The following is a 23,495-nucleotide window of genomic DNA, read 5'->3' as shown; positions in this document are numbered from 1 at the left end:
GTCAGACCGTGACCGTCCAGCGCCGGGGCGGACAGGGCGTCGGCCTTCTCGTAGCTGGACCCGCCCGCCGCGGTGACCTTCACGCCGTCGGCCGTGGCTACGAGACGGGCGATGCCGAACTTCTCGTAGCGCGCCGTGCCCCGCGGGGTGCGGAGGGTCGCACCGACCGGTTCGGTCGGACGGACGGCGACCACGAGGTGGCGCCGCACGACGCCGGTGCCGGTCACACCGCCGGGCGTGGGCGCGTCGCCATCCGGACGTTGCCGCGTGGGTCATTCCGGACGTCATTGGCGAAGCGGACGCGATGCCCGCCGCGACGGCGGGAGACGTACCCCTGCCTACAGCTGCTCGTCGACCCAGACGGCGAAGCGGAGCAGGGTGTCGATCCAGGTGGCGACGGCGTGCTTGATCTGGCTGCGGGTGGCGCCCTCGAAGTCGTGGCACTCCTCGGCGCAGATCGCGACCATGCCGTCGTCGGGCAGGATCGTGTACGCCTTGCCGAACAGCCGGGTGCGGTTCCACTCGTCGAGCAGCACCGTGATCGCGCCGCGGTCGTCGACGTCGAAGCGGCGGTTGAGGTACAGGCGCGCCTGCAGCACCTCGTCGTTCTCGCCGTAGAAGAAGAAATAAATGCTGCAGCGCTCCCAGCGCACCAGCAGATCGCCGTCGGGGTCGATGGTGTGACGTAGCCCGAACTCGTCGAGCAGTTGTTCGACCAGCCCGATCGTGGGAAGGACCTCCGTGGCGCCGCGTGCCTCGCGCGCCGCGCGGTTCGGCGTCACCGCGGCCTCGCTCACGGGGCCGGAACGCGGACGACGTCGGAACACGACAACGAACGTACCCGCGGCCGGCGAGTCCGGTCGCGGCGCGGAAGGGAAGCTCTCATGCGGCTGGCAGTACTGGGCACCGGGACGATGGGCGCGGGCATGGCCCGCTCGGCGAAGCGTGCCGGGCTCGACGTGGTCGTCTGGAACCGCAGCGCCGACAAGGCCCGTCCGTTGGCCGACGACGGCATCGAGGTCGCCGACTCCGTCGCCGCCGCGGTCTCCGGAGCCGACGTCGTCATGACCATCCTGTTCGACGTCGACTCGGTGCTCGGGATCGCCGACGAGCTGCTCGGCGCGCTCGGGGACGATGCCGTCTGGCTGCAGTCGGCGACCGTCGGCCCGGACGGCATCCGCCGCATCGCCGCCGCCGCCGGGTCGGCCGCGCTCGTCGACGCGCCGGTGCTGGGGACCAGGACCCCCGCCGAGCAGGGCAAGCTCACGCCGCTGGTGTCCGGCGACCGAGAGGCGATCGCCCGGGCGAAGCCCGTGCTCGACGCGATCGGCGCCAAGACGATCGTGGCCGGGGACCGCATCGGCGACGCCAGCGCGCTGAAACTCGTGGCCAACGCGTGGATCGGGTCGATCACCGCCGCGGCGGGCCAGTCGATCGCCCTCGCCGACAAGCTGGGAGTCGACCCGAACCTCTTCCTGCAGGCCCTCGACGGCAGCGCGGTCGACAGCCCCTACGCCCAGCTCAAGGGCAAGGCCATGATCGGCGAGGACTGGACGACGTCCTTCGCCGTCGACGGCGTGCGCAAAGACCTCGGCCTCATCATCGAGGCGGCCGCCGGCGCGGGAGTCGCCACCGACGTGCTCACTGCCGTCAAGCGACGGTTCGATGCCGCGTCCGAGCAGGGACACGGCGACGACGACATGGCGTCCGTCCGCACGGCGTTCAGTCGATAGCGATGGTGCGCTGCGCCGTGAGGACGGGACGGCGCGGCGCGCCCGCCGGGAGCACCTTCGCGGGCTGGGCGGTGAATCGCGTCGTCAACCGGTACGGCGCGCGCCGGCCGCTGTCCCAGATCGCGATGTCGAACACGTACAGCTGCGGCGCATCGAGTTCGCCGCTCTCGACGGCGAGCGCGTTCGCGTCTCCCTGGGCGACGGGACGCAGGCCGTCGTACATCAGGGTCGAGGTCATGGTCGCCGTGAGGTCGGCCTCGTAGGCGTAGCCGGCGCGGGTGAGGTCTCCCCCGGGCGCACCCGCCACCACGGCTGCCAGGAGCCAGCTCCGGCCGGGCGCGGACCAGCCGAGTCCGGCGATCCACGGCAGCGCACGCAACTGCGCCATGCGGCACTCGTCCTCCGCCGGCTCCAGGCGGTAGCCGCGCACGGACGCCGGCCCGCACGGCGCGTCGACGTCCGTCGCCGCAGACGCGTACAGCGGAGTGGCACGGCCGTGCACGTAGCGTCCGGAGTCGAGGAACACGTCCTGCGTGACCCCGTCGAAGGTGACGCGCACCTGCACGTCACCGGGCAGCGGTCCACTCACCGCGACGTACCCCGTGAAATCTCCTCCGGCCAGCCCGCCGACGCGGCGCTGCACCGAGGTGAGCTCCCCCAGCTCGAGCTCCACGACGCCGCTGCCCGTCACGACGGCAACGGTCGTCTGCGGCATCTCGGCGTCGGTGCGCGCGCGGTACAGGCGCGACGACTCCAGCACGCTCTGGATGCGCAGTGGAAGCCAGACGCCGTTCTCGGGCGGGTCGATGCGGTGCCAGCTTGCGCTGTGACGGTTCGAGTACAGCCCGTTGTCCGGCAGTGTCTCGACCGCAGCGCCCGCCGAGATCCGCAGATCACCCCAGGGCAGCCGGACCGGCACGGTGCGACCGGCCGTCGGCACGTCGCCGCCGGACGACTCGAGCAGCTCCCCGACCGCCGCGCGCGGCCGAGCCGGTGGCTTCTCGCCCGACCTCGTCGTGACGAGCACCAGGGCGATCCCGGCCGCGACGACCACCGCCAGCCCGGCGGCGGCCAGGGCCGCCCCGCGGCGGCTCATGGGCGCGGCCCGATCGAGTCGGTCTGCTGCGGCATGGCCACGACGCTAGGGGCCGGACCCCACGATCGCGCGGCGTGACGACGGGGAGCGGTGCCCCACCGCCTCAGCCGGCGGGACGCGGTGCCGTCGCGGGCGGCAGGAGCAGGCGCAGTCGGGCGCCGAGGAAGGCGCGGGGAAACGCGTCGCGCAACCGCCACAGACCGGCGTCGACGACGAAGTGGGCCGCGGTGAGGCCGAGGAAGACGCCGAACAGGGCCCGGTCGAGCGGGCCACCGCCGTGCAGGTGCGAGAACCGGTTCAGCACCAGGCCGAGCAGGACGGCGACGTCGGCCAGGACGACCAGGCCGACAGCGGTCCGTTTCGGGCCGGCCCCGCCCGCGACGAGCGCCATCAGCAGCAGGTACTGCAGGCCGTGCGCGAGTGTCAGGCCGGCGACGGCGGCGTAGGGCGAGGCGAACAGCCAGACCGGCACGAAGAACAGCAGCCCGGCGACATAGGCGATCGCATACGCGGGCGGACGGTGGGTCGGCGCGCGCCGCGCCAGGGCCAGCGCACCGGCGACCGCGGCGCCGGCGGTGACCAGGGCGCCGGCGAGGAACACCGGCTCGGACCGGGGCGCGTCCGCGACCTGCAGCAGGTGCGGGTGGCCGAGCAGCCCGAGGGTGCCGCCGACGCCCGCGCCGAGCAGCGCTCGCCGCTCGGTGCGGCCCGGCGAGGGGACACCGCCGGCGCGGGCGGCCAGCGCGGCGACGCCGAGGTTCTGTTTCTGGAAGTGCCAGAACTGCCAGGCGAAGAACGCGAGGAGCACGGCCACCATCGCGTGCTCGGGCATGACGGCCGCCAGCACCGCGCCCGACGCGACGAGGCCCGCGGGCACCAGGTAGTAGCGCACCGGGTGCTCGGCCATGTGCTCGCGCACCTCGCCGACGGTGTAGAACCACGCGCTGGACGCGACGTGCACCGACGACCCGACGAAGAGCGCGAACCCGAGCGCCGCCGCCGGCGGAGCCGAACCCGCGGGCGCGACGGCCGGCAGCACGGCCAGCGGCGCCAGGGTCACCAGCAGCAGCGCCGCCGTCCACACGCGGCGGGCCCGAAGCGATGCGGCGACGGCCTCAGCCGCCACCGCAGCCGCCGGGCGCCGACGCGAACGCGTCCTTGCCCCACACGATCAGCAGCGCGAACACCGCCACGGTGGCGGCGACCAGCAGCCAGGTGCGCACGGCCTTTCGGCGCTGGGCTCTGCGGCGGGCAAGGGCGAGGTCCTCGTCCGTCGGCCACCGCTGCTCGCCCGCGTCGGACAGCATCGGGGTCATCGAGCCCGGTTCGACCGCGGGCTCGTGCGTGGTGTCCACCGACATGGTTCGTCCCTCCCGAAGACTTCCCCGAATCCTAGGCGGCGCCGGACCCGCCGTCTCGGTGGTCGGGAGGTCACTTTCACGGCGCACCGGGACGAACTACATCGACCGGCCGGCCTCCAGCCGGGCGACGGGGACGCGGAACGGTGAGCACGACACGTAGTCGAGCCCGACCTGTTCGAAGAAGTGCACGGAGTCGGGGTCGCCGCCGTGCTCGCCGCAGATGCCGAGCTTGAGGCCGGGTCGGCGGGAGCGTCCCTTGTCGGTGGCGATGCGGACGAGTTCGCCGACGCCCTCGACGTCGAGGGACTCGAACGGGCTGACGCCGAAGATGCCCTTCTCGAGGTAGGCGGAGAAGAACGCGGCCTCGACGTCGTCGCGGCTGAAGCCCCAGGTGGTCTGGGTGAGGTCGTTGGTGCCGAAGGAGAAGAACTCGGCCGCCTCGGCGATCTGGTCGGCCGTCAGCGCCGCGCGCGGGAGCTCGATCATCGTGCCGACGAGGAACTCGAGGTGGACGCCGGTCTCGGTGCGCACCTCGCGGGCCACCTGGATGATGTTGTGCTTGACGGTCTCGAACTCCTGCACGTTCGCGACCAGCGGCACCATGATCTCGACCCGCGGCACGCCGCCGGCCTTGATGCGCTGCGCGGCGGCCTCGAGGATCGCGCGCGACTGCATCTCGAACAGGCCGGGGATGACGACGCCGAGGCGCACGCCGCGCAGGCCGAGCATGGGGTTCTGCTCGTGCAGCTTGTGCACGGCCTGCAGCATGCGCAGGTCGCCCTCCTGCTTCTCCCCGCGTGCCTCGGCGACGGCGACGCGCACCGACAGCTCGGTGATGTCGGGCAGGAACTCGTGCAGCGGCGGGTCGAGCAGCCGGATGGTGACCGGCAGCCCGTCCATCGCCTCGAGGATGCCGACGAAGTCGTCGCGCTGCATGGGCAGCAGCTCGCCGAGGTGCTTCTCGCGCTCGTCGTCGGTGTCGGCCAGGATCAGCCGCTCGACCAGGGCGCGGCGCTCGCCGAGGAACATGTGCTCGGTGCGGCACAGCCCGATGCCCTGCGCTCCGAAGCGGCGGGCCCGCGCGGCGTCCTCGGCGTTGTCGGCGTTGGCGCGCACCGACATGCGGCGCAGCCCGTCCGAGTGCTTCATGATGCGGTCGACGGCGACGACCAGATCGTCCGCCTCGTCGACGTCGCCGTCCTCGAAGTAGCGCACGACCGGCGAGTCGACGACCGGCACCTCGCCGAGGAACACCTCGCCCGACGTGCCGTCGATCGAGATCACGTCACCCTCGTGGATCTCCTCACCCTTGCGGGTGCGGATGACGCGCTGCTTGGTGTTGACGTCGAGCGACTCGGCGCCGCAGACGCAGGTCTTGCCCATGCCGCGGGCGACCACCGCCGCGTGGGAGGTCTTGCCGCCGCGGGAGGTGAGGATGCCGCGGGCGGCGATCATGCCGTTGAGGTCGTCGGGGTTGGTCTCGCGGCGCACGAGGATGACGTCCTCTCCCGAACGCGACCACTTGACCGCGGTGTAGGAGTCGAAGACGACCTTGCCGACGGCGGCGCCGGGCGAGGCGTTCATGCCCTTGGCGATCGGCTTCACCGAGGTGTCGCTGTCGAAGCGGGGGAACATCAACTGGGCCAGCTGGGCGCCGGTGACGCGCTGCACGGCCTCGTCCATGTCGATGAGGCCCTGGTCGACCAGCTGGGTGGCGATGCGGAACGCCGCGGCGGCGGTGCGCTTGCCGACGCGGGTCTGCAGCATCCACAACTTGCCGCGCTCGATCGTGAACTCGATGTCGCACAGGTCGAGGTAGTGCTCCTCGAGCTTCTGCATGATGTCGAGCAGCTCGTCGTAGGAGCGCTTGTCGATCTGCTCGAGGTCGGCCAGCGGCACCGTGTTGCGGATGCCGGCCACGACGTCCTCGCCCTGGGCGTTCTGCAGGTAGTCGCCGTATATGCCCTGCGCGCCGCTGGCCGGGTCACGGGTGAACGCCACCCCGGTGCCGCTCTGCATGTCCAGGTTGCCGAACACCATGGAACACACGTTCACCGCGGTGCCGAGGTCGGACGGGATGCGTTCCTGGCGCCGGTAGAGCACCGCACGTTCGGTGTTCCACGACTCGAACACCGCCCGCACGGCGAGGTCCATCTGATCGCGCGGTTCCTGCGGGAACGGCCGCCCCGCCCGCTCGATCACGACCTCCTTGAACTGCTCGACCAGCTTGCGCAGGTCGTCGGCGTCCAGATCCAGGTCGTTGTCGGTGTTCTTGGCCTGCTTGGCCGCCTCGAGCGCGTCCTCGAAGTGCTCGCCCTCGATGCCCAGCACCGTCTTGCCGAACATCTGGATCAACCGGCGGTAGGAGTCGAACGCGAAGCGCTCGTCGCCGGCCTGCTTCGCCAGGCCCCGCACCGACTGGTCGTTCAGCCCGATGTTGAGGACGGTCTCCATCATGCCGGGCATCGAGAACTTCGCGCCCGAGCGGACCGACACCAGCAACGGGTCGTCCGACTGGCCGAGCTTCTTGCCCATCGTCCGCTCGAGGTCGGCCAGGTGTTCGCTGACCTCGTCGGCGAGACCGTCCGGCTCGTGACCGCTGCGCAGGAACGCCTGGCAGGCCTCGGTGGTGATGGTGAAGCCCGGCGGCACCGGAAGCTTCAGATTCGTCATCTCGGCGAGGTTCGCACCCTTGCCGCCGAGAAGGTCCTTCATGTCCTTGTTGCCCTCGGCGAAGTCGTAGACGTACTTCTCCGCGCGGGCCTGCGGGTTGCTCTGGGACGGAACGTCGGTCGGCGGCATGGGTGATGACCCTTTCGTCCCGCGGATGGCGACTGTCTGACGCTCACCCGCATATCGACATTCGCTAGAGGGTATGCCGTGGGCACCTCGGAGCCCTCCGGGGTGTCGCGACATTCAGGACACGACGCTTTCGGTTGACACTTGTTCACCGAAATGGTTGCGTCGGACCCAGCCGATGATGAGGAGCGAGATGGTCGAGAGCGGCGCTGTCCCGCGGGTGTCGTTCCTGCGCAAGACCGTCTCCAAGGTCGGTCAGGTGCTGACGAGCCCCTTGCTGCCCGACGACTACTTCGCGCTGGTCCATCCCGACCTGTCGACGCGCGAGCTCACCGGCACGGTCGTGCGCACCCGGCGCGAGGCCGGCGGGGCGACCACGGTCGTCGTGAAGCCCAATTTCGCCATGCAGCCGCACTTCCCCGGCCAGTACCTGCGCATCGGCATCGAGATCGACGGTATCCGCCACTGGCGGGCCTACTCGATCACCTCCGACCCGAAACACCCGGACGGCTACGTGAGCGTCACGGTCAAGAAGGTCGACGAGGGCAAGGTCTCACCGTTCTTCAACGACCGGTTGCGGTCCGGCCAACGCGTGTGGCTCGGCGACGTCGAGGGTGAGTTCGTGCTCCCCACCCCGTTGCCCGACCGCATGCTGTTCGTGTCGGCGGGCAGCGGCATCACGCCGATCATGAGCATGCTGCGCGAGCTCGACCGCCGGGGCGAGCTCGAGGGCCGCGAGAACGAGATCGTCCACGTGCACAGCGCCCGCACCAAGGACGAGATGATCTTCGGTGAGATGCTGCGCGACCTCGCCGAGAAGCGCGACGGTTACCGCCTCGTCGAGGTGCACACCGCCCACGAGGACCGCCTCTCTCCCGACGACCTCGACCGGCACTACCCGAAGTGGCGCGAGGCGCACACGTTCCTGTCCGGGCCGCCCGAGCTGATCGACGCCATGGAGGAGCGGTTCGACGAGGAGGGCCTCGGCGACCGGCTCCACCTCGAACGCTTCCAGCCGGTGATCGGCAACGGCGGCGGTGACGGTTCCGGCGGCACCGTCCACTACCGCATCTCCGACGCCGAGGCCGAGTGCGGCCCCGGCGTCTCGATCCTCGTGGGCGGCGAGGAAGCCGGCCTCGACCTGCAGTACGGCTGCCGCATGGGCATCTGCCACACCTGCGTCGGCCGCCTGCAGGACGGCGCTGTCCGCGACATCCGCACCGGCGGCATCGAGAAGGCCAACGGCCAGATGATCCGCGTCTGCATCAGCGCCCCCGAGGGGCACGTCGAGATCGACCTCTGACGCACCACCCACCCCGCACCGCACCGCACGTCCATCACGCAGGGAGCCCCATGCCGTACGACGAGAGAAACCCGCTCTACAAGCTGACCGACCAGCAGGTCGAGGATCTCGGCAAGGAGCTCGACGAGCTGCACGACGAGATCTTCAACGACCTCGGCGACGCGGACGCCCGCTACATCCGCAACATGATCACGTTCCACCGGCGGCTCGTGCTGGCCTCGCGCGGCGTTCTGCTGTTCTCGAAGTACAAGCCGGCCTGGGTGCTCGGCACCGCCGGTCTCGGCCTGGCCAAGATCCTCGAGAACATGGAGATCGGCCACAACGTCATGCACGGCCAGTGGGACTGGATGAACGACCCGAACATCCACTCGTCCACCTGGGACTGGGACACCGCCTCGCCCGCCGCCGCGTGGAAGCACAGCCACAACTACGTGCACCACACGTACACGAACGTGATCGGCAAGGACAAGGACGTCGGCTACGAGATCCTGCGCATCGACCCGCGCCAGCCGTGGAAGCCGTCCTACCTGCTGCAGCCGGTCTACAACATCCTGCTGACCGCGTTCTTCGAGTGGGGCGTGGCCATCCACGACCTCGACTTCCCGCGCATCCACAACGGCGAGAAGTCGAAGAAGCAGCTGGTCGACGAGCTCAAGGACATCGGCAGGAAGGTCCGCCGCCAGGTCGCCAAGGACTACGTCGGCTGGCCCGCCGTCTCGGCCGCCGCCGCCGGTCTGCTGGCCGGACGCAGCGCGTCGAAGAAGGCCCGCGAGGCGGTCATGCGCGAGACGTTCCGCCAGACGTTCCGCGCCGACTTCACCGCCAACATCATCCGCAACGTGTGGTCGAACGTGATCATCTTCTGCGGCCACTTCCCGGACCAGACGTTCATGTTCACCGAGGACGAGGTCGAGAACGAGACCCGCGGCGAGTGGTACGTCCGCCAGATGATCGGCGCGGCCAACATCAGCGGCGGCAAGGCGTTCCACATCCTGTCGGGCAACCTGTCCTTCCAGGTCGAGCACCACCTGTTCCCCGACATGCCGAGCTCCCGCTACCAGCAGATCGCCCCGCGCGTGAAGGAGATCTGCGAGCGCTACGGCCTGCCGTACAACACCGGACCCCTGCGCAAGCAGTGGGGCACGGTGCAGCGGACGATCCTGCGCCTCGCCTTCCCCGGTGGTGCCCCGGCTCCCAAGCCCGGCCCGTACCACCTGTCCGACGAGGAGAAGGCCGCCAAGCGCGAGGCGGCCGAGCGCGTCCCGGCGTTCCCGTGATCGGCGGGCTGGTGGCGCGGCTGCGCCCCGACCCCTGGTCGGATCTCAGCACCTTCGGCAAGGTCAAGCGGGTCGCCAACGGCCTGTTCCTGCTGTCGTCGCTGTCGATGGCCGTCAGCGCGGCCACGGCGTCGTCCGACTGGGACGTGCACGGCGAACCCACGCCCGACCGGCGTCCGAAGAAGGACTCCGACGAGGGCAGCGGCAACAGCAGCGACGGCGGTAGCGGCAAGGCCAAGACGGCCACCGACGCGGAGGGCTCCAAGGACGCCTCCGACGACGGCGAGGCCGGGTCCGACGGCAACCGCGTCAAGCAGACCGTCACCGACACCGGCGAGGGCGGCGCCAAGGGCGGTCCCGCGTAGCGGTTCGTGTGTCAGTGGTGTCACACGCGGGAAGGGTGGAGGCAATGCCTCCACCCTTCCCGCCATTAACGGACGGAGACCCGATGACCCACCAGACCGAGGACCCCGCGAAGGACCTCGACCGGCCGATGCCGTTCCCGCGGGACGAGAACGGCGAGCGGATCGACGACGAGGCGGAGACCTCGGACGGGTCGGGCACGGGCGGGTCGGGCTCGGACGGATCGGGCACGGACGGATCGGGCACGGACGGATCGGGCACGGGGGCCCAGGCCTCGTCGAACGACGGTTCCTCCGACCACGACAGCTCGTCCGACAGCTCGTCCGACGACAGCCCGTCCGACAACAGCCCGTCCGACAACGACGGCTCGTCCGACACCGACAGCTCGTCCGACACCGACTCCACGTCCGACGACGGCGACTCCGCGTCCGACGACTCCGTTCCCGACATCGAGGACATCGAGAAGCCGGACGTGCCCGACTACGGCGAGGACGACTCGCAGTCCTACGTCGAGCGCGACGGCCTCGACTTCGACCCGGACGACGGCCTGTACACCGGCACCGTGGTCGACGGCGGCGAGAGCGAGCTGCCCGACCCGCCCACGGAGGAGGAGGTCCAGGCGGCGATGGAGGACCTCAAGGCCGGCGGCAGCGGCGTGGTGAAGAAGGACGACGACAAGAAGGACGACGACGAGAACGACGACGACAGCAAGAACGACGACGAGTAGGACTAGCCGCCGCTGCCCTCGACCTCGGCCCCGGCCGGCACCGCTCGCGACGAACGGGACTCGAGCCAACCCTCCGGCAACGACACCGCCTTGCCCGCCGTGGTGCGGCCGCGGGGCTGGCCGAGCACCGCGTCGGGGAACGGCTGGTCGAGGTCGAGCTGTGCCAGCAATGCGTCGAGTTCGGTGAGCGACGACGTCATCGCCAGCTCGCGACGCGCGTCGCCGCCGACGGCGAACCCCTTGAGGTACCAGGCGACGTGCTTGCGGAACTCGGTCACTCCGCGCCGCTCGCCGAGCCAGTCGGCCAGCAGTTCGGCGTGCCGGCGCATGGTCGCGGCGACCACGGCGAGGCCCGGACGCGTCCGCTCGGACGAGCCGTTGAACGCGGCCGCGAGGTCGGCGAACAGCCACGGCCGGCCCAGGCAACCGCGTCCGACGACCACGCCGGCGCAACCGGTCTCGCGCACCATGCGCAGCGCGTCGTCGGCCTCCCAGATGTCGCCGTTGCCGAGCACCGGCACGTCGAGCAGCTCGACGAGTTCGGCGATGCGGTCCCAGTCGGCGTGGCCGCCGTAGTACTCGAGCGCGGTGCGGCCGTGCAGCGCGACGTGCTGCACACCGGCGTCCTGCGCGCGCAGTCCGGCCTCGCGGAAGGTGTGGTGATCGGCGTCGATGCCGACGCGCATCTTCACCGTCACCGGCAGGCCGCGCGCCTCGCGCACGGCTGCCCGCACGATGGCGTCGAACAGCTCGATGCGCCACGGCAACGCCGCTCCCCCGCCCTTCCGGGTGACCTTGGGGACGGGACAGCCGAAGTTCAGGTCGATGTGGTCGGCGAGATCCTCGTCGGCGATCATGCGTGCCGCGGCGCCGACGACGTCCGGGTCGACGCCGTAGAGCTGGATCGAGCGGGGCGACTCGTCGGGCTGGAACTCGATCAGCTGCAACGTCTTCGGGTTGCGCTCGACGAGCGCGCGGGTGGTGATCATCTCGGAGACGAACAACCCACCCGCCTGGCCCGGGGCGAGCTGCGTGGCCATCGCCTCACGACACAACCGGCGGAACGCGGTGTTCGTGATGCCCGCCATCGGCGCGAGGACGACGGGCGGGTCGGCGACGACCTTCTCGGTGTAGCGCAGCGGCGCCGACAGCACGCCGGTCATGTCAGCTCCCGACGAGCTGCGCCGCGAGATACTGCTCGACGCGGTCGAGGGCGATGCGCTCCTGCTTCATCGTGTCGCGCTCGCGCACGGTGACGGCGTTGTCGTCGAGGGTGTCGAAGTCGACGGTGACGCAGAACGGCGTGCCGATCTCGTCCTGCCGGCGGTACCGCTTGCCGATGGCCTGGGTCTCGTCGTACTCGACGTTCCAGTTGCGGCGCAACGCCGCCGCGAGGTCGCGGGCCTTCGGCGACAGGTCGGCGTTGCGCGACAGCGGCAGCACGGCGGCCTTCACCGGCGCGAGCCGGCGGTCGAGGCGCAGCACCGTCCGCTTCTCCATGACGCCCTTGGCGTTGGGCGCCTCGTCCTCGGTGTAGGCGTCGAGCAGGAACGCGAGGACCGCACGGGTCAGGCCCGCGGCGGGCTCGATGACGTAGGGGACGTAGCGCTCGTTGGTCGCCGGGTCGAAGTAGCTGAGGTCGACCCCGGAGTGCTGCGCGTGCGTCTTGAGGTCGAAGTCGGTGCGGTTGGCGATGCCCTCGAGCTCGGCGAAGTCGGTGCCGCCGAAGCCGAAGCGGTACTCGATGTCGACGGTGCGCGTCGAGTAGTGCGAGAGCTTCTCCTGCGGGTGCTCGAAGCGGCGCAGGTTGTCGGGGTCGATACCGAGGCCGACGTACCACTCCCACCGCTGCTGCAGCCAGTACTCGTGCCACTCGGCGTCGGTGCCCGGCGGCACGAAGAACTCCATCTCCATCTGCTCGAACTCGCGGGTGCGGAAGATGAAGTTGCCCGGCGTGATCTCGTTGCGGAAGCTCTTGCCGGTCTGCGCGATGCCGAACGGCGGCTTGCGCCGCGACGTGTTCAGCACGTTGAGGAAGTTGACGAAGATGCCCTGCGCCGTCTCGGGGCGCAGGTAGTGCAGCGCCGACTCGTCCTCGACCGGGCCGAGGTAGGTGCGCAGCATGCCGCTGAACTGGCGCGGCTCGGTCCACTCGCCGCGGGTGCCGCAGTTGGGGCACGCGATCTCGGCGAGGCCGCCCTCGGGTTCGCGGCCCTTGCGGGCCTCGAACTCCTCGATGAGCTGGTCGGCGCGGTAGCGACGGTGGCAGTGCTGGCACTCGGTGAGCGGGTCGCTGAAGGTGTCGACGTGCCCGGAGGCCTGCCACACCTGCGGGGCGAGGATGACGGCGGAGTCGAGGCCGACGATGTCGTCGCGGCCCTGCACGACGGCCTTCCACCACTGCCGGCGGACGTTCTCCTTGAGCTCTACGCCGAGGGGGCCGTAGTCCCAGGCCGAGCGGGTTCCGCCGTAGATCTCGCTGGACGGGAAGACGAATCCCCGTCGCTTGCTGAGGTTGACGACGGCGTCGTTGCGCTTGGCGGGACTGAGACTCGACACGCATCCAGCGTATCCGGGGCCCGACGCCGCTTTCGCCGTGCCTCGACCTCGTTGGCGGTGAAGTGGACGAGCGCGGCGACGAGCGCGCCGGCGAGGCAGTCGGCGACGAAATGCTCGGCGGAGTAGACGAGCGAGAACACCATGAGCAGCGGGTAGGCGACCAGCACCGGACGCCACCAGCGCCGCGCCCGCTTCCACATGAAGAGCACGAACAGCAACGTCCCGCCGAGGTGCAGCGAGGGGACGGCGGCCACCGCGTTGGCCGACGTCTGCCCGGCCTTGATCACCACGCTGGCGAAGTGCAGGTGCAACTCGCTGAACCCGCGGGTGGAGATGCGCTCGACCCACGGGTTCGCACCGTCGAGGTGGGAGTCGTAGCTGCCCAGCAGGTTGCCGGGCAGCGAACCCTCGGGTCCGTACATGCAGGGCGGGCCGTGGGGGTGGCCCGCCACCTCGGCCGGCAGGCACTTCGCGGCCGCCCACGGCGGTGCCGCCGGCATCAAGGCGAAGATCGCGAAACCCAGGAACGACAGCGAGACGAAGCGCAGCGACCAGCCGTAGAACCCGGACCGGCTGCGCAGCCACAGCACGCCGGCGGTGACGTAGGGCAGGAAGAAGAACGAGAAGTAGCAGAGGGCGACGACGACGTCGTACCACTGCGGTTCGGGGTGTTTGAGGTGTTCCTGCAGCCACACGGTCGGGTTGGTGCCGCCGAACAGGAAGTCGTCGACGTCGACCTGCGGGTGCCACCACGTGGGCATCCCCATGGTGTCGGCGAGGCCCCGCAGGTAGTCGTAGGCGATCAGCACCAGCGCGAACGGGAAGAAGTCGACGAGCACGGTGAGCACCGAGCGCCGTCCGATGCTCGCGGCGAGCAGCAGCGCGACGATCCAGAGCAGCAGGTCCGAACGCAGCCACGGGATGCCGTCCAGGACGAACACCTGCCAGCAGAACGCGAAGACCCAGAGGGTGACGAAGCCCCAGCGCAGCCCGCGCAGGATGTCGTCGGTCAGCCAGGCCGGGCGCAGCCGGTGCATCGCCGAGGCCCACTGGTCGCCGATGCGGGCGCCGAGGGTCACACGTCGCGGTTCGCCCGTCGCGGGCCCGTCCGTCATACGCCGGGCTCCCTGTCGCTGGCGCGCAGCGACTCCTCGCCGCCCGGGGCGACCTCGGACAGCGGCTCGAACCCGCCGGGGATGTCGAGCGCCTCGCCGAGCAGCGGGGTGGCGTACAGCTTGACCTCGTAGTTGCCGAGAGCGCGACGGTACGAACCCACGTTCTCCCACTCGGTGACGAGCACCCAGGCCGCGGGATCGTCGATGCAGCGGCCCAGCGACCCGCGCACGTACCCCGGACGGGCGGCGAGCGTGCGCAGCGCGAGACGTGCCCGCTCGTCGAAGTCGGCGGCGTCGGAGGCGAAGTGGGTGACGGCGATCATGCGTCGGGCGCCTCGACCGGACCGGCCCCGCCGAAGCGACGGTCCCGGCGGGCGTACTCGAGACACGCCTGCCAGAGGTGACGGCGGTCGAACTCGGGCCACGGCGTGTCGACGAACGCCAGCTCGGCGTACACCGACTGCCAGACCAGGAAGTTGGACGTGCGCTGCTCCCCCGACGTGCGGATGAAGAGGTCGACGTCGGGCAGGCCCGGCTCGTCGAGGTACTGCCCGATCGTCCGCTCGTCGATCTTCGCCGGCTTGACGCGCCCGGCTTCGACGTCCTTGGCGAGGGCGCGGACGGCGTCGACGATCTCGGCCCGCCCGCCGTAGTTGACGCAGAACTGCAGGGTCAGGCGGTCGTTCTCGCGGGTGTACTGCTCGGCGTCCTCGAGCTGGCTGATGACCGAACGCCACAGTCGCGGACGCCGTCCGGCCCAGCGGATGCGCACGCCCAGGGCGGCGAGCTCGTCGCGGCGGCGGCGGATGACGTCCTTGTTGAAGCCCATGAGGAAGCGGACCTCCTCGGGCGAACGCCGCCAGTTCTCGGTCGAGAACGCGTAGGCGCTGACCGTGCCGACGCCCAGCTCGATGGCGCCGTGCAGGACGTCCATGAGACTGGCCTCCCCGGCGCGGTGCCCTTCGATCCGCGGGAGGCCCCGGGCGTGGGCCCAGCGGCCGTTGCCGTCCATGACGATCGCGACGTGCTTCGGGACGAGGGCGGCGGGGATCTCGGGCGGACGGGCGCCGGACGGGTGCGGCGGCGGGTCCGGCCACGCGGCGCCGCGCGGCGGACGGGCTGTCGCGGTCATCGGGACAGGCTAACCGGGAGGTGATGAGGACGCGGACAGCGCGCGAACCGCGGGCATCGATCCCGCCGCCGACCTTCCCAATACGGACAAATCGGTAATAGCGTACTGGGTCATGACGATCCTCGCCGCCTCCCTCCGCACCCGTCTCGGCCTCGTCGCCGCCGGGGCCGCCGTCGCCACCGCCGGCGCGCTCGCGCTCGCCCCCGACGCCCTCGCGGTCACCAAGCTGTCGCAGTCGGCCGCCGCCTCGCAGCTGTCGTCCGCCGGAGTCACGTGGTCGTCCTCGGGCGGCTGCACCACCCGGTCGAACTCGACGTGCACCTCGTTCGACCAGATCAACCAGACCACGGTGTCGGGGGTGATCACGCTCAAGCGGGCGAGCGGCTGCGCGGTCAACATCACCGGCGGCACCGAGGTGGGCCACGCGAGCGGCACCTACAGCCACTACAACGGCTACAAGGTCGACATCACCAAGTACTCGTGCGTCGGCAGCTACATCACCGGCACCTTCACCCGCATCGCGAACCGCGGCGACGGCTACCCGCAGTGGCGCGCCGCCTCGGGCAACGTCTACTGCGACGAGGGCAGCCACTGGGACATCACGTACTACACCGACGGCAGCTGACGGACCCGTCCGCGGGCGCGATCGTCATGACCCGGCGTCCCGATGGGGCCACTGGGCCCTCACCACTCCGGTGACGCGCGCAGGAAACGGCGTAGCTGATCGGCCACGACGCGTTCGTCCTCGCGCACGACGACAGCGGAGTAGCGCAACGTGGGCGTGCCGCCGATGACCACCTCGTTCTGCCGCAGCAGGTCCGAGGTCCACTGACCGACCTGCATGTGATGCGCGCCGTCGACCTCGACCGCGTAGCGGCGGCCGTCCGCCCGTCGCCACTCGACGTCCAGGTAGCGCCGACGCCCGCCCGGCAACGGCCGCACGGCCTGCAATGACGGACGCGGTAGTGCGAACCGACGGCACAGTCGAAGGAAATCGATCTCGCTGAGCGCCTCGGCGCCCTGCCCGATGTCGGCGAGAGCGAGCAGCAGGGCATGGCGGTGCCGCTGCGTCGGGCGAGGAGCATCGCGGCGCGCAGCTCGGTCGCCGTGGCGAGACGCTGCTGCACCGCCGAGGCGAGGAGACCGCAGCCGGGGCGCGCCCGGGCGAAGCTCGACACGGCGACGACGAGGGCGTGCGGCAGACGGTGCAGCCGCCGGGTGCTCACCACCGCCTCGGGACGCCACTCACCGATGCGGTGGAGCACCAACCCCGGCAGACCGGGATGTGTCGTGCCCGCCGGGGCGAGCACGTGGGCCTCGTCGCGCTCCCAGCCGGTGAGTCCCCAGTCGGACGCTGCCGTGAACGAGGTCAGGACGGCTCGCGGCCCGCAGTTGATCGTGCAGATCGAGGCCCACTCGTCGCGCGACGGCTCGGCGTTGTGGAGCAGGACGGCCGGTCCGAAGCGTTGCCACCGGCGTGCCGCCACCTGCCGGTCGATGTCGTGGGCGTCGATGCGCAGGCGGGCCAGCGCCCTACGGTCGAGCACCGTCTCCCCTGCACGGGCGAGGTCGCCCCGCCTCGCTGCAGCCGTGACCATGTCTTGATCGTGGCGGGACGGCGGGGACTCGCGCCCGGCCGACGAGCCGGCTGTGGATGGAGCGGTGACTCTGGGCCGACAAACCACACCCCGCCGGTTGTCGCCGTCGCCGTTGTCGTCGCCGTCGCCGTCGCCGTCGCCGGACGGATCTTGATGGCTCGGCGACGACATGCAGACGTCCAGGCATCAAGATCGCTGGAAGTGTGTGGATCTTGATTGCTCGGTGACGTCATGGGGACGCCGGACCATGAAGATCGCGGACAGGCGGACGAGCGGACAGGCGTGCGGCAGCCGATCCGTCGCGCTCAGGCGCGGTCGACGAGCGGGAGCGAGCGCAGGCCGCGCTCGAGGTGCCACTGCAGGTGGGCGGCGACGAGGCCGCCGGCCTCGCGGCGGACGGACGCGGTGCTGGCGTCGGCCACCGGCCAGTCGCCCTCGAGCAGGGCGGCCATGAGTTCGACGCTGGCGCGGGCCGGACGGGCCGAGCCCGCGGGGCGGCAGGCGTCGCAGACGGCGCCCCCGGCCGGGACGTTGAACGCCACGTGCGGTCCGGGCGCCGAGCACTGCGCGCACTCGCGCAGTGCGGGCTCCCATCCGGCGTTGGCCATCGCCCGGATGAGGAAGGCGTCGAGCACGAGCGACGGGTCGTGCTCGCCGGCGACGAGCGCCCGCAGGGCGCCCACGACGAGCAGGTAGAGCCGCAGCGCGGGCTCGCCCTCGTCGGTGAGCCGCTCGGCGGTCTCGCAGATGGCGGACGCGGTGGTCCAGCGGGCGTAGTCGGTGGCCAGCCGCGCGCCGAACGCGTCGAGCTGCTCGGTCTGCTGGACGACCTCGAGCCCGCGCCGGCCGCCGGGAGCGCCCTGGCCCTCGGGCAAGCGGGAGTAGATCTGCACGTCGATGTGGCTTCCCGGTTCGAGACGCGCCCCGAACCGGGAGGACGTGCGCCGCACACCCTTGCCGACCGCGCGGACGCGACCGTGGCGCCGGGTCAGCAGCGTGACGATGCGGTCGGCCTCGCCCAGCTTGTGGACCCGCAGCACGACCGCCTCGTCACGGTAGAGCGGCATCCGTCCATCGTCCCACCGGCCACCGACGACGCGGCGTCAGCGCGCCGGGACCTCGGCGGCGACGTCCCCTGCCGGGACGGCGAGGTCGGGACGCCCGCGTCGGCTGCGGTGCAGCACGACCGCGAGCGCCGCCATCGTCAGGCCCGCCCCGACGGTCACGAGGAACGCGGCGCGGGCACCGTGGGCGTCCGAGATGCCACCGACCAGCGCGGCGCCGACGCCGTAGCCGACCGACAGCCCGGTGACGAGCCACGCGAGCCCCTCGGTCAGGGCCCCAGCGGGCACGAAGTGCTCGACGAGCCCGAACCCGGTCGTGAGGGTCGGCGCGATGCCGAACCCGACCACGAACGCACACGCGGCCAGCACGCCGATGTTCGTCGCCAGCAGGAACAGCGGCGGCAACAGCCCGAAGACGACCGCCTGCAGCCGGAACCGGTCCAGCAGCGGCATGCGCCAGTGCCGGGCGCCGTACAGGAACCCAGACATCGCGCTGCCGGCGGCGAAGGCGGCCAGGACCGCGCCGCTGAGGCCGCGCGAGCCCTGCTCGTCGCAGAACGCCACGATGGTGACCTCGGCGCTGGCGAAGATGCCGCCCATGGCCACGGTGACCAGCACCAGCAGCGGCATGCCCGACGCGAGCACCGCCGGCCGGCCGCGTCCGGCGGAGTCGTTCACCGGCGGCTCGGACGACGTCAGCGCCGACAGCCACACCGCGCCACCCAGCACGAGCGCGGCGGCGAGGTAGAGCACGACGACACCCGAGATCTGCGTGGCGACGACCGTGGCCACGAGCGGTCCGAGCACGAAGATCGTCTCGTCGAGGGTCGACTCGACCGAGTAGGCGGTGTTGAGCTCGGGACGGCCGGCGAGCACGTACGACCATCGCGCCCGCACCAGCGACGACACCGACAGGAAGAAGAACCCGAAGACGGCCGTGGCCACGACGAGCACCCAGTCGGGCCAGTGCACCGTGACCGCCACGGCGGCGACCACGGCGGCCGCCGCGTGCACGAGCGACATCGGGATCAGCAGCCGTCCCTGACCGAGCCGGTCGGCGAGCCGGGCGAGCGCCGGGTTGCCGATGCCGTTGGCGATCACGTACACGCCGCTCAGGACGCCGGCGAAGCCGTACCGCCCGTCGCGTCCGCTGATGATGAGGACGAGGCCGATCGGGTACATGGCGATGGGCACCCGCATCACCCACGCGGCGGCGGAGAACATGGCGGTGCCGGGCGTGCGGAAGACCGCGCGGTAGACGTCGAGCATCAGAACCCGAGTCGGTCGAGTTTCTTCGGGTCCCGCTGCCACTCCTTCTCGACGGCCACGTGCAGCGCGAGGTGCACCTTCTCGCCGAGCAGGGTCTCGATGCCGGTGCGCGCGGTGACGCCGATCTGCTTGAGGCGCGAGCCCTGGGGGCCGATGACGATGCCCTTCTGGCTGTCGCGCTCGAGGTGGATCGTGGCGAAGACCTCCTGCAGACCCGAGTCGCGGCGCACCATCTCGTCGACGGTGACGGCGATCGAGTGCGGCAGCTCGTCGCGGACGCCCTCGAGCGCTGCCTCGCGCACGAGTTCGGCGATGCGGGTCTCGACGTCGTTGTCGGTCTGCACGTCGTCCGGGTAGAGCATCGGGCCCTCGGGCAGCCGCGCGACGAGCAACGACGCCAGCAGGTCGACCTGGTCGCCCTTCACGGCAGACACCGGCACCACCTCGGCGAACTCGCCGAGGTGCGAGACGGCGATCAACTGCTCGGCGACGCGCGCCCTGGACGTCGCGTCGGTCTTCGTGACGATGGCGACGACCGGGGCCTTCAGCTCGGCGAGCTCGGCGGCGATGAACCGGTCGCCGGGACCGATGCGCTCGTTCGCCGGGAGGCAGAAGCCGACCACGTCGACGTCCGCGAGCGTGCCCCGGACGACGTCGTTGAGGCGCTGCCCGAGCAGGGTGCGCGGTCGGTGCAGGCCGGGGGTGTCGACGAGCACGAGCTGGCCGTCCTCGCGGGTGACGATGCCGCGCACCGCGTGGCGGGTCGTCTGCGGCTTGTCGCTGGTGATGACGATCTTGCTGCCGACGAGGGCGTTGGTGAGCGTGGACTTGCCGGCGTTCGGCCGTCCGACGAAGGCGCAGAAGCCGGAACGGTAGGTCACCCGGCCAGTCTCCCACCCCCGGATGCCACGATTCACCACGTGCTGTCGCGCCGCCGCTTCCTCGGGACGGCGGCGATCGTCCCGCTCGCTGTCGGTGCCTGTGGCAGCGACCGGCAGGATGGGCGGATGCCCGGCGCGCGCGAGATCGGCTACGGCGACGACCCGTCCCAGTTCGGGGAGCTGACCCGTCCGGACAGCAAGCCCCGTCCGGGCACGGTCGTCGTCGTCCACGGCGGCTTCTGGCGGGCGCAGTACGGGCTCTCGCTCGGACGGCCACTGGCGGCCGACCTCGCGCGGCGCGGGTGGACGGTCTGGAACCTCGAGTACCGCCGCGTCGGCGACGGCGGTGGCTGGCCCGCCACCCTCGCCGACGTCGCCGCCGGCATCGACAAGCTCGCCGACCTCGGTGTCGACACGTCCGCTGTCGTCGCGATCGGGCACTCGGCCGGCGGCCACCTCGCCACCTGGGCGACGGGACGCGCCCGACTGCCCGCGGACGCTCCCGGGGCGTCCCCCGCCGTGCGCCTCACCGGGGTCGTCTCGCAGGCCGGCGTGCTCGATCTCGCCACCGCGGCGCGGACGGGCGTCGGTGACGGCGCGCCGCAGGACCTGCTGGGCGGTTCCCCCGACGACGTGCCCGAGCGGTACCGGCTCGCCGACCCGATCCAGCAGGTGCCGCTCGACGTGCCGGTGTACTGCCTGCACGCCAAAGACGACGCCAACGTGCCCTACGCGCAGAGCGAGGCGTACGTCGCCGCGGCGACGAAGGCGGGCGGACGGGCGGCGCTGCGCACGACCGAAGGCGACCACTTCACCCTCATCGACCCGTCGTCCACCGCATGGGCGGCCGCCCGCGACGCGCTGCCCGACCTGATGGCCGGACGGCTGCCCGGCTGAGACGGCACCGCCCGCCGAGCAGTGGCTAGTGCCGCACCGCGCCGTCGGGGCCCGCGAGCAGCACCGGCGCGCCGGCGGTCACGTCGCGGACGGCGGCGGTTCCGGCGTCGTCCGCCGGGTCCTCACCCAGCACCACGGCGGCCTCGATGCCGTCGGCCCCCGACGACACCGCGGCCGCGACCGCGGCCTGCAGCGCGCTCAGCCGCAACGACGGCAGCGCGACGGTGGCGGCGACGTACGTGCGGCCGGTCGTGTCGCGGACGGCCGCCCCCTGCGCGGCACCGGTGCGGGCGCGCGCCGAGCGGGCGAGGGTGACGAGCTTGGCGTCCTCGGGATCGAGCGTGTCGGTCATGACCGTCCTTGGTGTGCGGGTGTGACCGCATCCTCCCGCTCGTCCGCGTCGTCGTCCTCGTCGGGCACGGCCCGGGTGACGAGGATCGTGTCGACGCGGTTGCGCCGTCCGCCCACCTGTTCTGCCCGTAGCTCCAGCCCGTGGACGACGGCGTGCGAGCCGGCGATGGGGACGCGTCCGATGGCCTCGGCGAGCAGGCCGCGGACGGTCTCGACGTCGTCGCGGTCGGGCAGCTCGAGGTCGAACAGCTCGGCGAGGTCCTCGACGGCGAGACGGGCGGACACGCGGGCGGCGTCGACGCGGTCGTCGTGCGTCTGCAGCCGCTCGACGGGCGGGCGCTCGTTGTCGTACTCGTCGGTGATCTCGCCGACGATCTCCTCGAGGATGTCCTCGATGGTGATGAGGCCGGCGGTGCCGCCGTACTCGTCGATGACGATCGCGATGTGCGAGCGCGCCGCCTGCATCTCGCGCAGCAGTGCGTCGACCCGCTTCGACTCGGGGACGTACGTGACCGTGCGCATGACCTCCTCGACGGAGGTGCTGCGGGCGCGGTCGTCGTCCTGCGCGCGGCGGGCGAGGTCCTTGAGGTAGACGACGCCGACGACGTCGTCGGCGTTCTCGCCGACCACCGGGATGCGCGAGAAGCCGCTGCGCAGCGCGAGCGCCAGACCCTGCCGCACCGACTTCGCGCGTTCGATCCACACGACCTCGGTGCGCGGCACCATGACCTCGCGGGCGATGGTGTTGCCCAGCTCGAAGACCGACTGGATCATCTGCCGCTCGTCGTGCTCGACGACGCCGTGCTCCTCGGCCATGTCGACCAGCTCGCGCAGCTCGACCTCGGACGCGAACGGCCCGTCACGCAGACCCCGCCCGGGGGTGATGGCGTTGCCGAGCAGGATCAGCATCGAGGCCAGCGGGTTGAACAACCGCCCGAGCAGCCGCACGGCCGGCGCGCCGGCGAGCGCGACCCGGTTGACGTGCTGGCGGCCGAGCGTGCGTGGCCCGACGCCGACGACCGTGTACATCACCACGATCATCAGCACGACGGTCACGAGCGTCACCGGCCAGCGCGTGCCGACGGCGGAGCGGGCGACGATCACCGCCAGCACGGTCGAGGTCAGTTCGCACGACATGCGCAGCAGCAGGAGCAGGTTCGTGTAGCGCGGACGGTCGTCGACGACGATCGCCAGCGTCTTCGCCCCGGCGACCTCGTCGCGGACGAACTCGTCGACCCGCGCCTTCGACACCCGTGCCAGTGCGGAGTCGACGCACGCGACGAGCCCGCCGATGGGGATGAGCAGGATCGCCACAATCAGCGCGATCGCTGCGGACGAGCTCACGGCGTCTCCTCGCTTCGCTGCGGGGACGCCGCGAGGCACATCAGCACTGTGCGCCCCGGTTCGCTCCGCAAGCGTCGCTCACGCCCGTCCCTCTCCCGCGGTGCCGGGGCGCGGCGCCCGGATCGGACCGACGCCGCTCGCTGCGGACCACCCGCGCACGAGCTGCGCCTGCAGGTCGAACATCTCGCGTTCGTCCTCGGGCTCGCCGTGGTCGTAGCCGAGCAGGTGCAGGATGCCGTGGGTGCACAACAGGTGCAGCTCGGCCTCGAGCGAGTGACCCGCGGACGCCGCCTGGTCGGCGGCCACCGCCGGGCACAGCACGACGTCGCCGAGCATGGTCTCGCCCGGGTTCTCGTCGGTGCCGGGCGGGGCGGACGGGTCGAGCCGCTCGCCGCGCATGCCGGCACCGTCGGCCATGTCCATGGGGAACGCCATGACGTCGGTAGGCCCGGGCAGGTCCATCCACTGCTCGTGCAGCGCCGCCATCGCCTCGGTGTCGACGAGCACCACCGACAGGTCGGCGAGCGGGTCGATGCGCAGTTCGTCGAGCACGAAGCGACCGAGCGCGGCCAGCTTCTGCTCGTCCAGTTCGGCGCCGGACTCGTTGTTGACCTCGACCGACATCG

23 protein-coding genes and 1 pseudogene are annotated in these 23,495 nt (G+C 71.4%); 7 read left to right on the top strand and 17 right to left on the bottom strand.

The genetic code is table 11. The features are described from left to right. Window positions 1-338 precede the first annotated feature (338 nt). Window positions 339-782, bottom strand: coding sequence for a YbjN domain-containing protein (locus ACYVP9_RS02250; RefSeq protein ID WP_460603059.1), 444 nt, complete (start codon window positions 780-782; stop codon window positions 339-341). On the opposite strand from ACYVP9_RS02250, the gene ACYVP9_RS02245 reads away from it, so the two are divergent. Beyond that, window positions 708-1,733, top strand: a complete 1,026-nt coding sequence (locus ACYVP9_RS02245; RefSeq protein WP_460603058.1) for an NAD(P)-dependent oxidoreductase — start codon at window positions 708-710, stop codon at window positions 1,731-1,733. The two genes, ACYVP9_RS02250 and ACYVP9_RS02245, sit on opposite strands and share 75 nt — an antisense overlap. Here ACYVP9_RS02245 and ACYVP9_RS02240 read toward each other — a convergent pair. The 4 genes from ACYVP9_RS02240 to ppdK form a co-directional block, all read right to left on the bottom strand. After that, complete coding sequence (locus tag ACYVP9_RS02240; protein ID WP_460603057.1) at window positions 1,723-2,829, bottom strand: hypothetical protein; 1,107 nt, start codon at window positions 2,827-2,829, stop codon at window positions 1,723-1,725. The two genes, ACYVP9_RS02245 and ACYVP9_RS02240, sit on opposite strands and share 11 nt — an antisense overlap. Before the next feature lie 103 nt (window positions 2,830-2,932). Continuing rightward, entirely contained in the window at window positions 2,933-3,955 is a 1,023-nt protein-coding gene (locus ACYVP9_RS02235; RefSeq protein ID WP_460603055.1) for a hypothetical protein, read from the bottom strand. Continuing rightward, the gene (locus tag ACYVP9_RS02230; RefSeq protein ID WP_460603054.1) at window positions 3,945-4,190 is read right to left on the bottom strand and encodes a hypothetical protein; all 246 of its coding nucleotides are present in this window, start codon (window positions 4,188-4,190) and stop codon (window positions 3,945-3,947) included. The genes ACYVP9_RS02235 and ACYVP9_RS02230 overlap by 11 nt, the downstream gene beginning before the upstream one ends. A gap of 96 nt (window positions 4,191-4,286) precedes the next feature. Continuing rightward, complete coding sequence (gene ppdK / locus ACYVP9_RS02225; RefSeq protein WP_460603052.1) at window positions 4,287-6,992, bottom strand: pyruvate, phosphate dikinase; 2,706 nt, start codon at window positions 6,990-6,992, stop codon at window positions 4,287-4,289. Between the two features lie 178 nt (window positions 6,993-7,170). On the opposite strand from ppdK, the gene ACYVP9_RS02220 reads away from it, so the two are divergent. The 4 genes from ACYVP9_RS02220 (at window position 7,171) to ACYVP9_RS02205 (ending at window position 10,659) form a co-directional block, all read left to right on the top strand. Further along, window positions 7,171-8,292, top strand: coding sequence for a ferredoxin reductase (locus ACYVP9_RS02220; protein WP_460603050.1), 1,122 nt, complete (start codon window positions 7,171-7,173; stop codon window positions 8,290-8,292). A 50-nt stretch (window positions 8,293-8,342) separates the two neighbouring features. Beyond that, complete coding sequence (locus ACYVP9_RS02215; protein WP_460603049.1) at window positions 8,343-9,569, top strand: fatty acid desaturase family protein; 1,227 nt, start codon at window positions 8,343-8,345, stop codon at window positions 9,567-9,569. Then, on the top strand, window positions 9,566-9,934 hold the full coding sequence (locus ACYVP9_RS02210; protein WP_460603048.1) for a hypothetical protein: 369 nt from the start codon (window positions 9,566-9,568) through the stop codon (window positions 9,932-9,934). The genes ACYVP9_RS02215 and ACYVP9_RS02210 overlap by 4 nt, the downstream gene beginning before the upstream one ends. Window positions 9,935-10,017: 83 nt before the next feature. Then, window positions 10,018-10,659 carry a hypothetical protein gene (locus ACYVP9_RS02205; protein ID WP_460603047.1) on the top strand — a complete coding sequence of 214 codons (642 nt, stop codon included), beginning with the start codon at window positions 10,018-10,020 and terminating at the stop codon, window positions 10,657-10,659. 2 nt (window positions 10,660-10,661) lie between these two features. Here ACYVP9_RS02205 and dusB read toward each other — a convergent pair whose 3' ends face one another. The 5 genes and pseudogenes from dusB to ACYVP9_RS02180 form a co-directional block, all read right to left on the bottom strand. Then, the gene (gene dusB, locus ACYVP9_RS02200) at window positions 10,662-11,822 is read right to left on the bottom strand and encodes a tRNA dihydrouridine synthase (RefSeq protein ID WP_460603045.1); all 1,161 of its coding nucleotides are present in this window, start codon (window positions 11,820-11,822) and stop codon (window positions 10,662-10,664) included. A 1-nt stretch (window position 11,823) separates the two neighbouring features. Beyond that, window positions 11,824-13,218 (bottom strand): glycine--tRNA ligase, encoded by a 1,395-nt coding sequence (locus ACYVP9_RS02195; RefSeq protein ID WP_460603044.1) that lies wholly within the window; start codon window positions 13,216-13,218, stop codon window positions 11,824-11,826. 74 nt (window positions 13,219-13,292) lie between these two features. Continuing rightward, window positions 13,293-13,979, bottom strand: a pseudogene (locus ACYVP9_RS02190) (phosphatase PAP2 family protein); the annotation flags it as partial. A 350-nt stretch (window positions 13,980-14,329) separates the two neighbouring features. Then, window positions 14,330-14,656 (bottom strand): antibiotic biosynthesis monooxygenase family protein, encoded by a 327-nt coding sequence (locus tag ACYVP9_RS02185; protein WP_460603043.1) that lies wholly within the window; start codon window positions 14,654-14,656, stop codon window positions 14,330-14,332. After that, a complete protein-coding gene (locus ACYVP9_RS02180; protein ID WP_460603042.1) occupies window positions 14,653-15,465 on the bottom strand; it encodes an undecaprenyl diphosphate synthase family protein in 813 nt (270 codons plus the stop codon). The genes ACYVP9_RS02185 and ACYVP9_RS02180 overlap by 4 nt, the downstream gene beginning before the upstream one ends. 112 nt (window positions 15,466-15,577) lie before the next feature. Between ACYVP9_RS02180 and ACYVP9_RS02175 the strand changes: the two genes are divergently transcribed. Continuing rightward, the gene (locus ACYVP9_RS02175) at window positions 15,578-16,090 is read left to right on the top strand and encodes a hypothetical protein (protein WP_460603041.1); all 513 of its coding nucleotides are present in this window, start codon (window positions 15,578-15,580) and stop codon (window positions 16,088-16,090) included. Window positions 16,091-16,149: 59 nt separating this feature from the next. On the opposite strand, the gene ACYVP9_RS02170 is transcribed toward ACYVP9_RS02175, so the two are convergent. From ACYVP9_RS02170 to era, 4 genes are all read right to left on the bottom strand, one after another. Further along, window positions 16,150-16,407, bottom strand: a complete 258-nt coding sequence (locus ACYVP9_RS02170) for a hypothetical protein (protein WP_460603040.1) — start codon at window positions 16,405-16,407, stop codon at window positions 16,150-16,152. 961 nt (window positions 16,408-17,368) lie between these two features. Beyond that, window positions 17,369-18,130: a DNA repair protein RecO gene (gene recO, locus ACYVP9_RS02165; RefSeq protein WP_460603039.1), complete on the bottom strand. Its 762-nt coding sequence runs from the start codon at window positions 18,128-18,130 to the stop codon at window positions 17,369-17,371. 36 nt (window positions 18,131-18,166) lie between these two features. Then, on the bottom strand, window positions 18,167-19,396 hold the full coding sequence (locus tag ACYVP9_RS02160; protein ID WP_460603038.1) for an MFS transporter: 1,230 nt from the start codon (window positions 19,394-19,396) through the stop codon (window positions 18,167-18,169). Continuing rightward, window positions 19,396-20,277 carry a GTPase Era gene (era, locus tag ACYVP9_RS02155; RefSeq protein WP_460603037.1) on the bottom strand — a complete coding sequence of 294 codons (882 nt, stop codon included), beginning with the start codon at window positions 20,275-20,277 and terminating at the stop codon, window positions 19,396-19,398. Before era ends, ACYVP9_RS02160 begins: the two co-directional genes overlap by 1 nt. A 126-nt stretch (window positions 20,278-20,403) precedes the next feature. Here era and ACYVP9_RS02150 point away from each other — a divergent pair, with 126 nt between their 5' ends. After that, complete coding sequence (locus ACYVP9_RS02150) at window positions 20,404-21,174, top strand: alpha/beta hydrolase family protein (protein WP_460603036.1); 771 nt, start codon at window positions 20,404-20,406, stop codon at window positions 21,172-21,174. A gap of 25 nt (window positions 21,175-21,199) precedes the next feature. Here the strand turns inward: ACYVP9_RS02150 and ACYVP9_RS02145 are convergent, their stop codons facing one another. The 3 genes from ACYVP9_RS02145 to ybeY form a co-directional block, all read right to left on the bottom strand. Further along, window positions 21,200-21,526: a cytidine deaminase gene (locus ACYVP9_RS02145; protein WP_460603035.1), complete on the bottom strand. Its 327-nt coding sequence runs from the start codon at window positions 21,524-21,526 to the stop codon at window positions 21,200-21,202. Next, window positions 21,523-22,869 carry a hemolysin family protein gene (locus ACYVP9_RS02140; RefSeq protein WP_460603034.1) on the bottom strand — a complete coding sequence of 449 codons (1,347 nt, stop codon included), beginning with the start codon at window positions 22,867-22,869 and terminating at the stop codon, window positions 21,523-21,525. The genes ACYVP9_RS02145 and ACYVP9_RS02140 overlap by 4 nt, the downstream gene beginning before the upstream one ends. A 78-nt stretch (window positions 22,870-22,947) precedes the next feature. After that, entirely contained in the window at window positions 22,948-23,493 is a 546-nt protein-coding gene (gene ybeY, locus ACYVP9_RS02135; protein WP_460603033.1) for an rRNA maturation RNAse YbeY, read from the bottom strand. Between the last annotated feature and the right edge of the window lie 2 nt (window positions 23,494-23,495).

The organism is Jatrophihabitans fulvus (genome assembly GCF_054781375.1).
The sequence above is the reverse complement of the archived record's forward strand: the minus strand, read 5'-3'. Positions and strand labels throughout refer to the sequence as shown.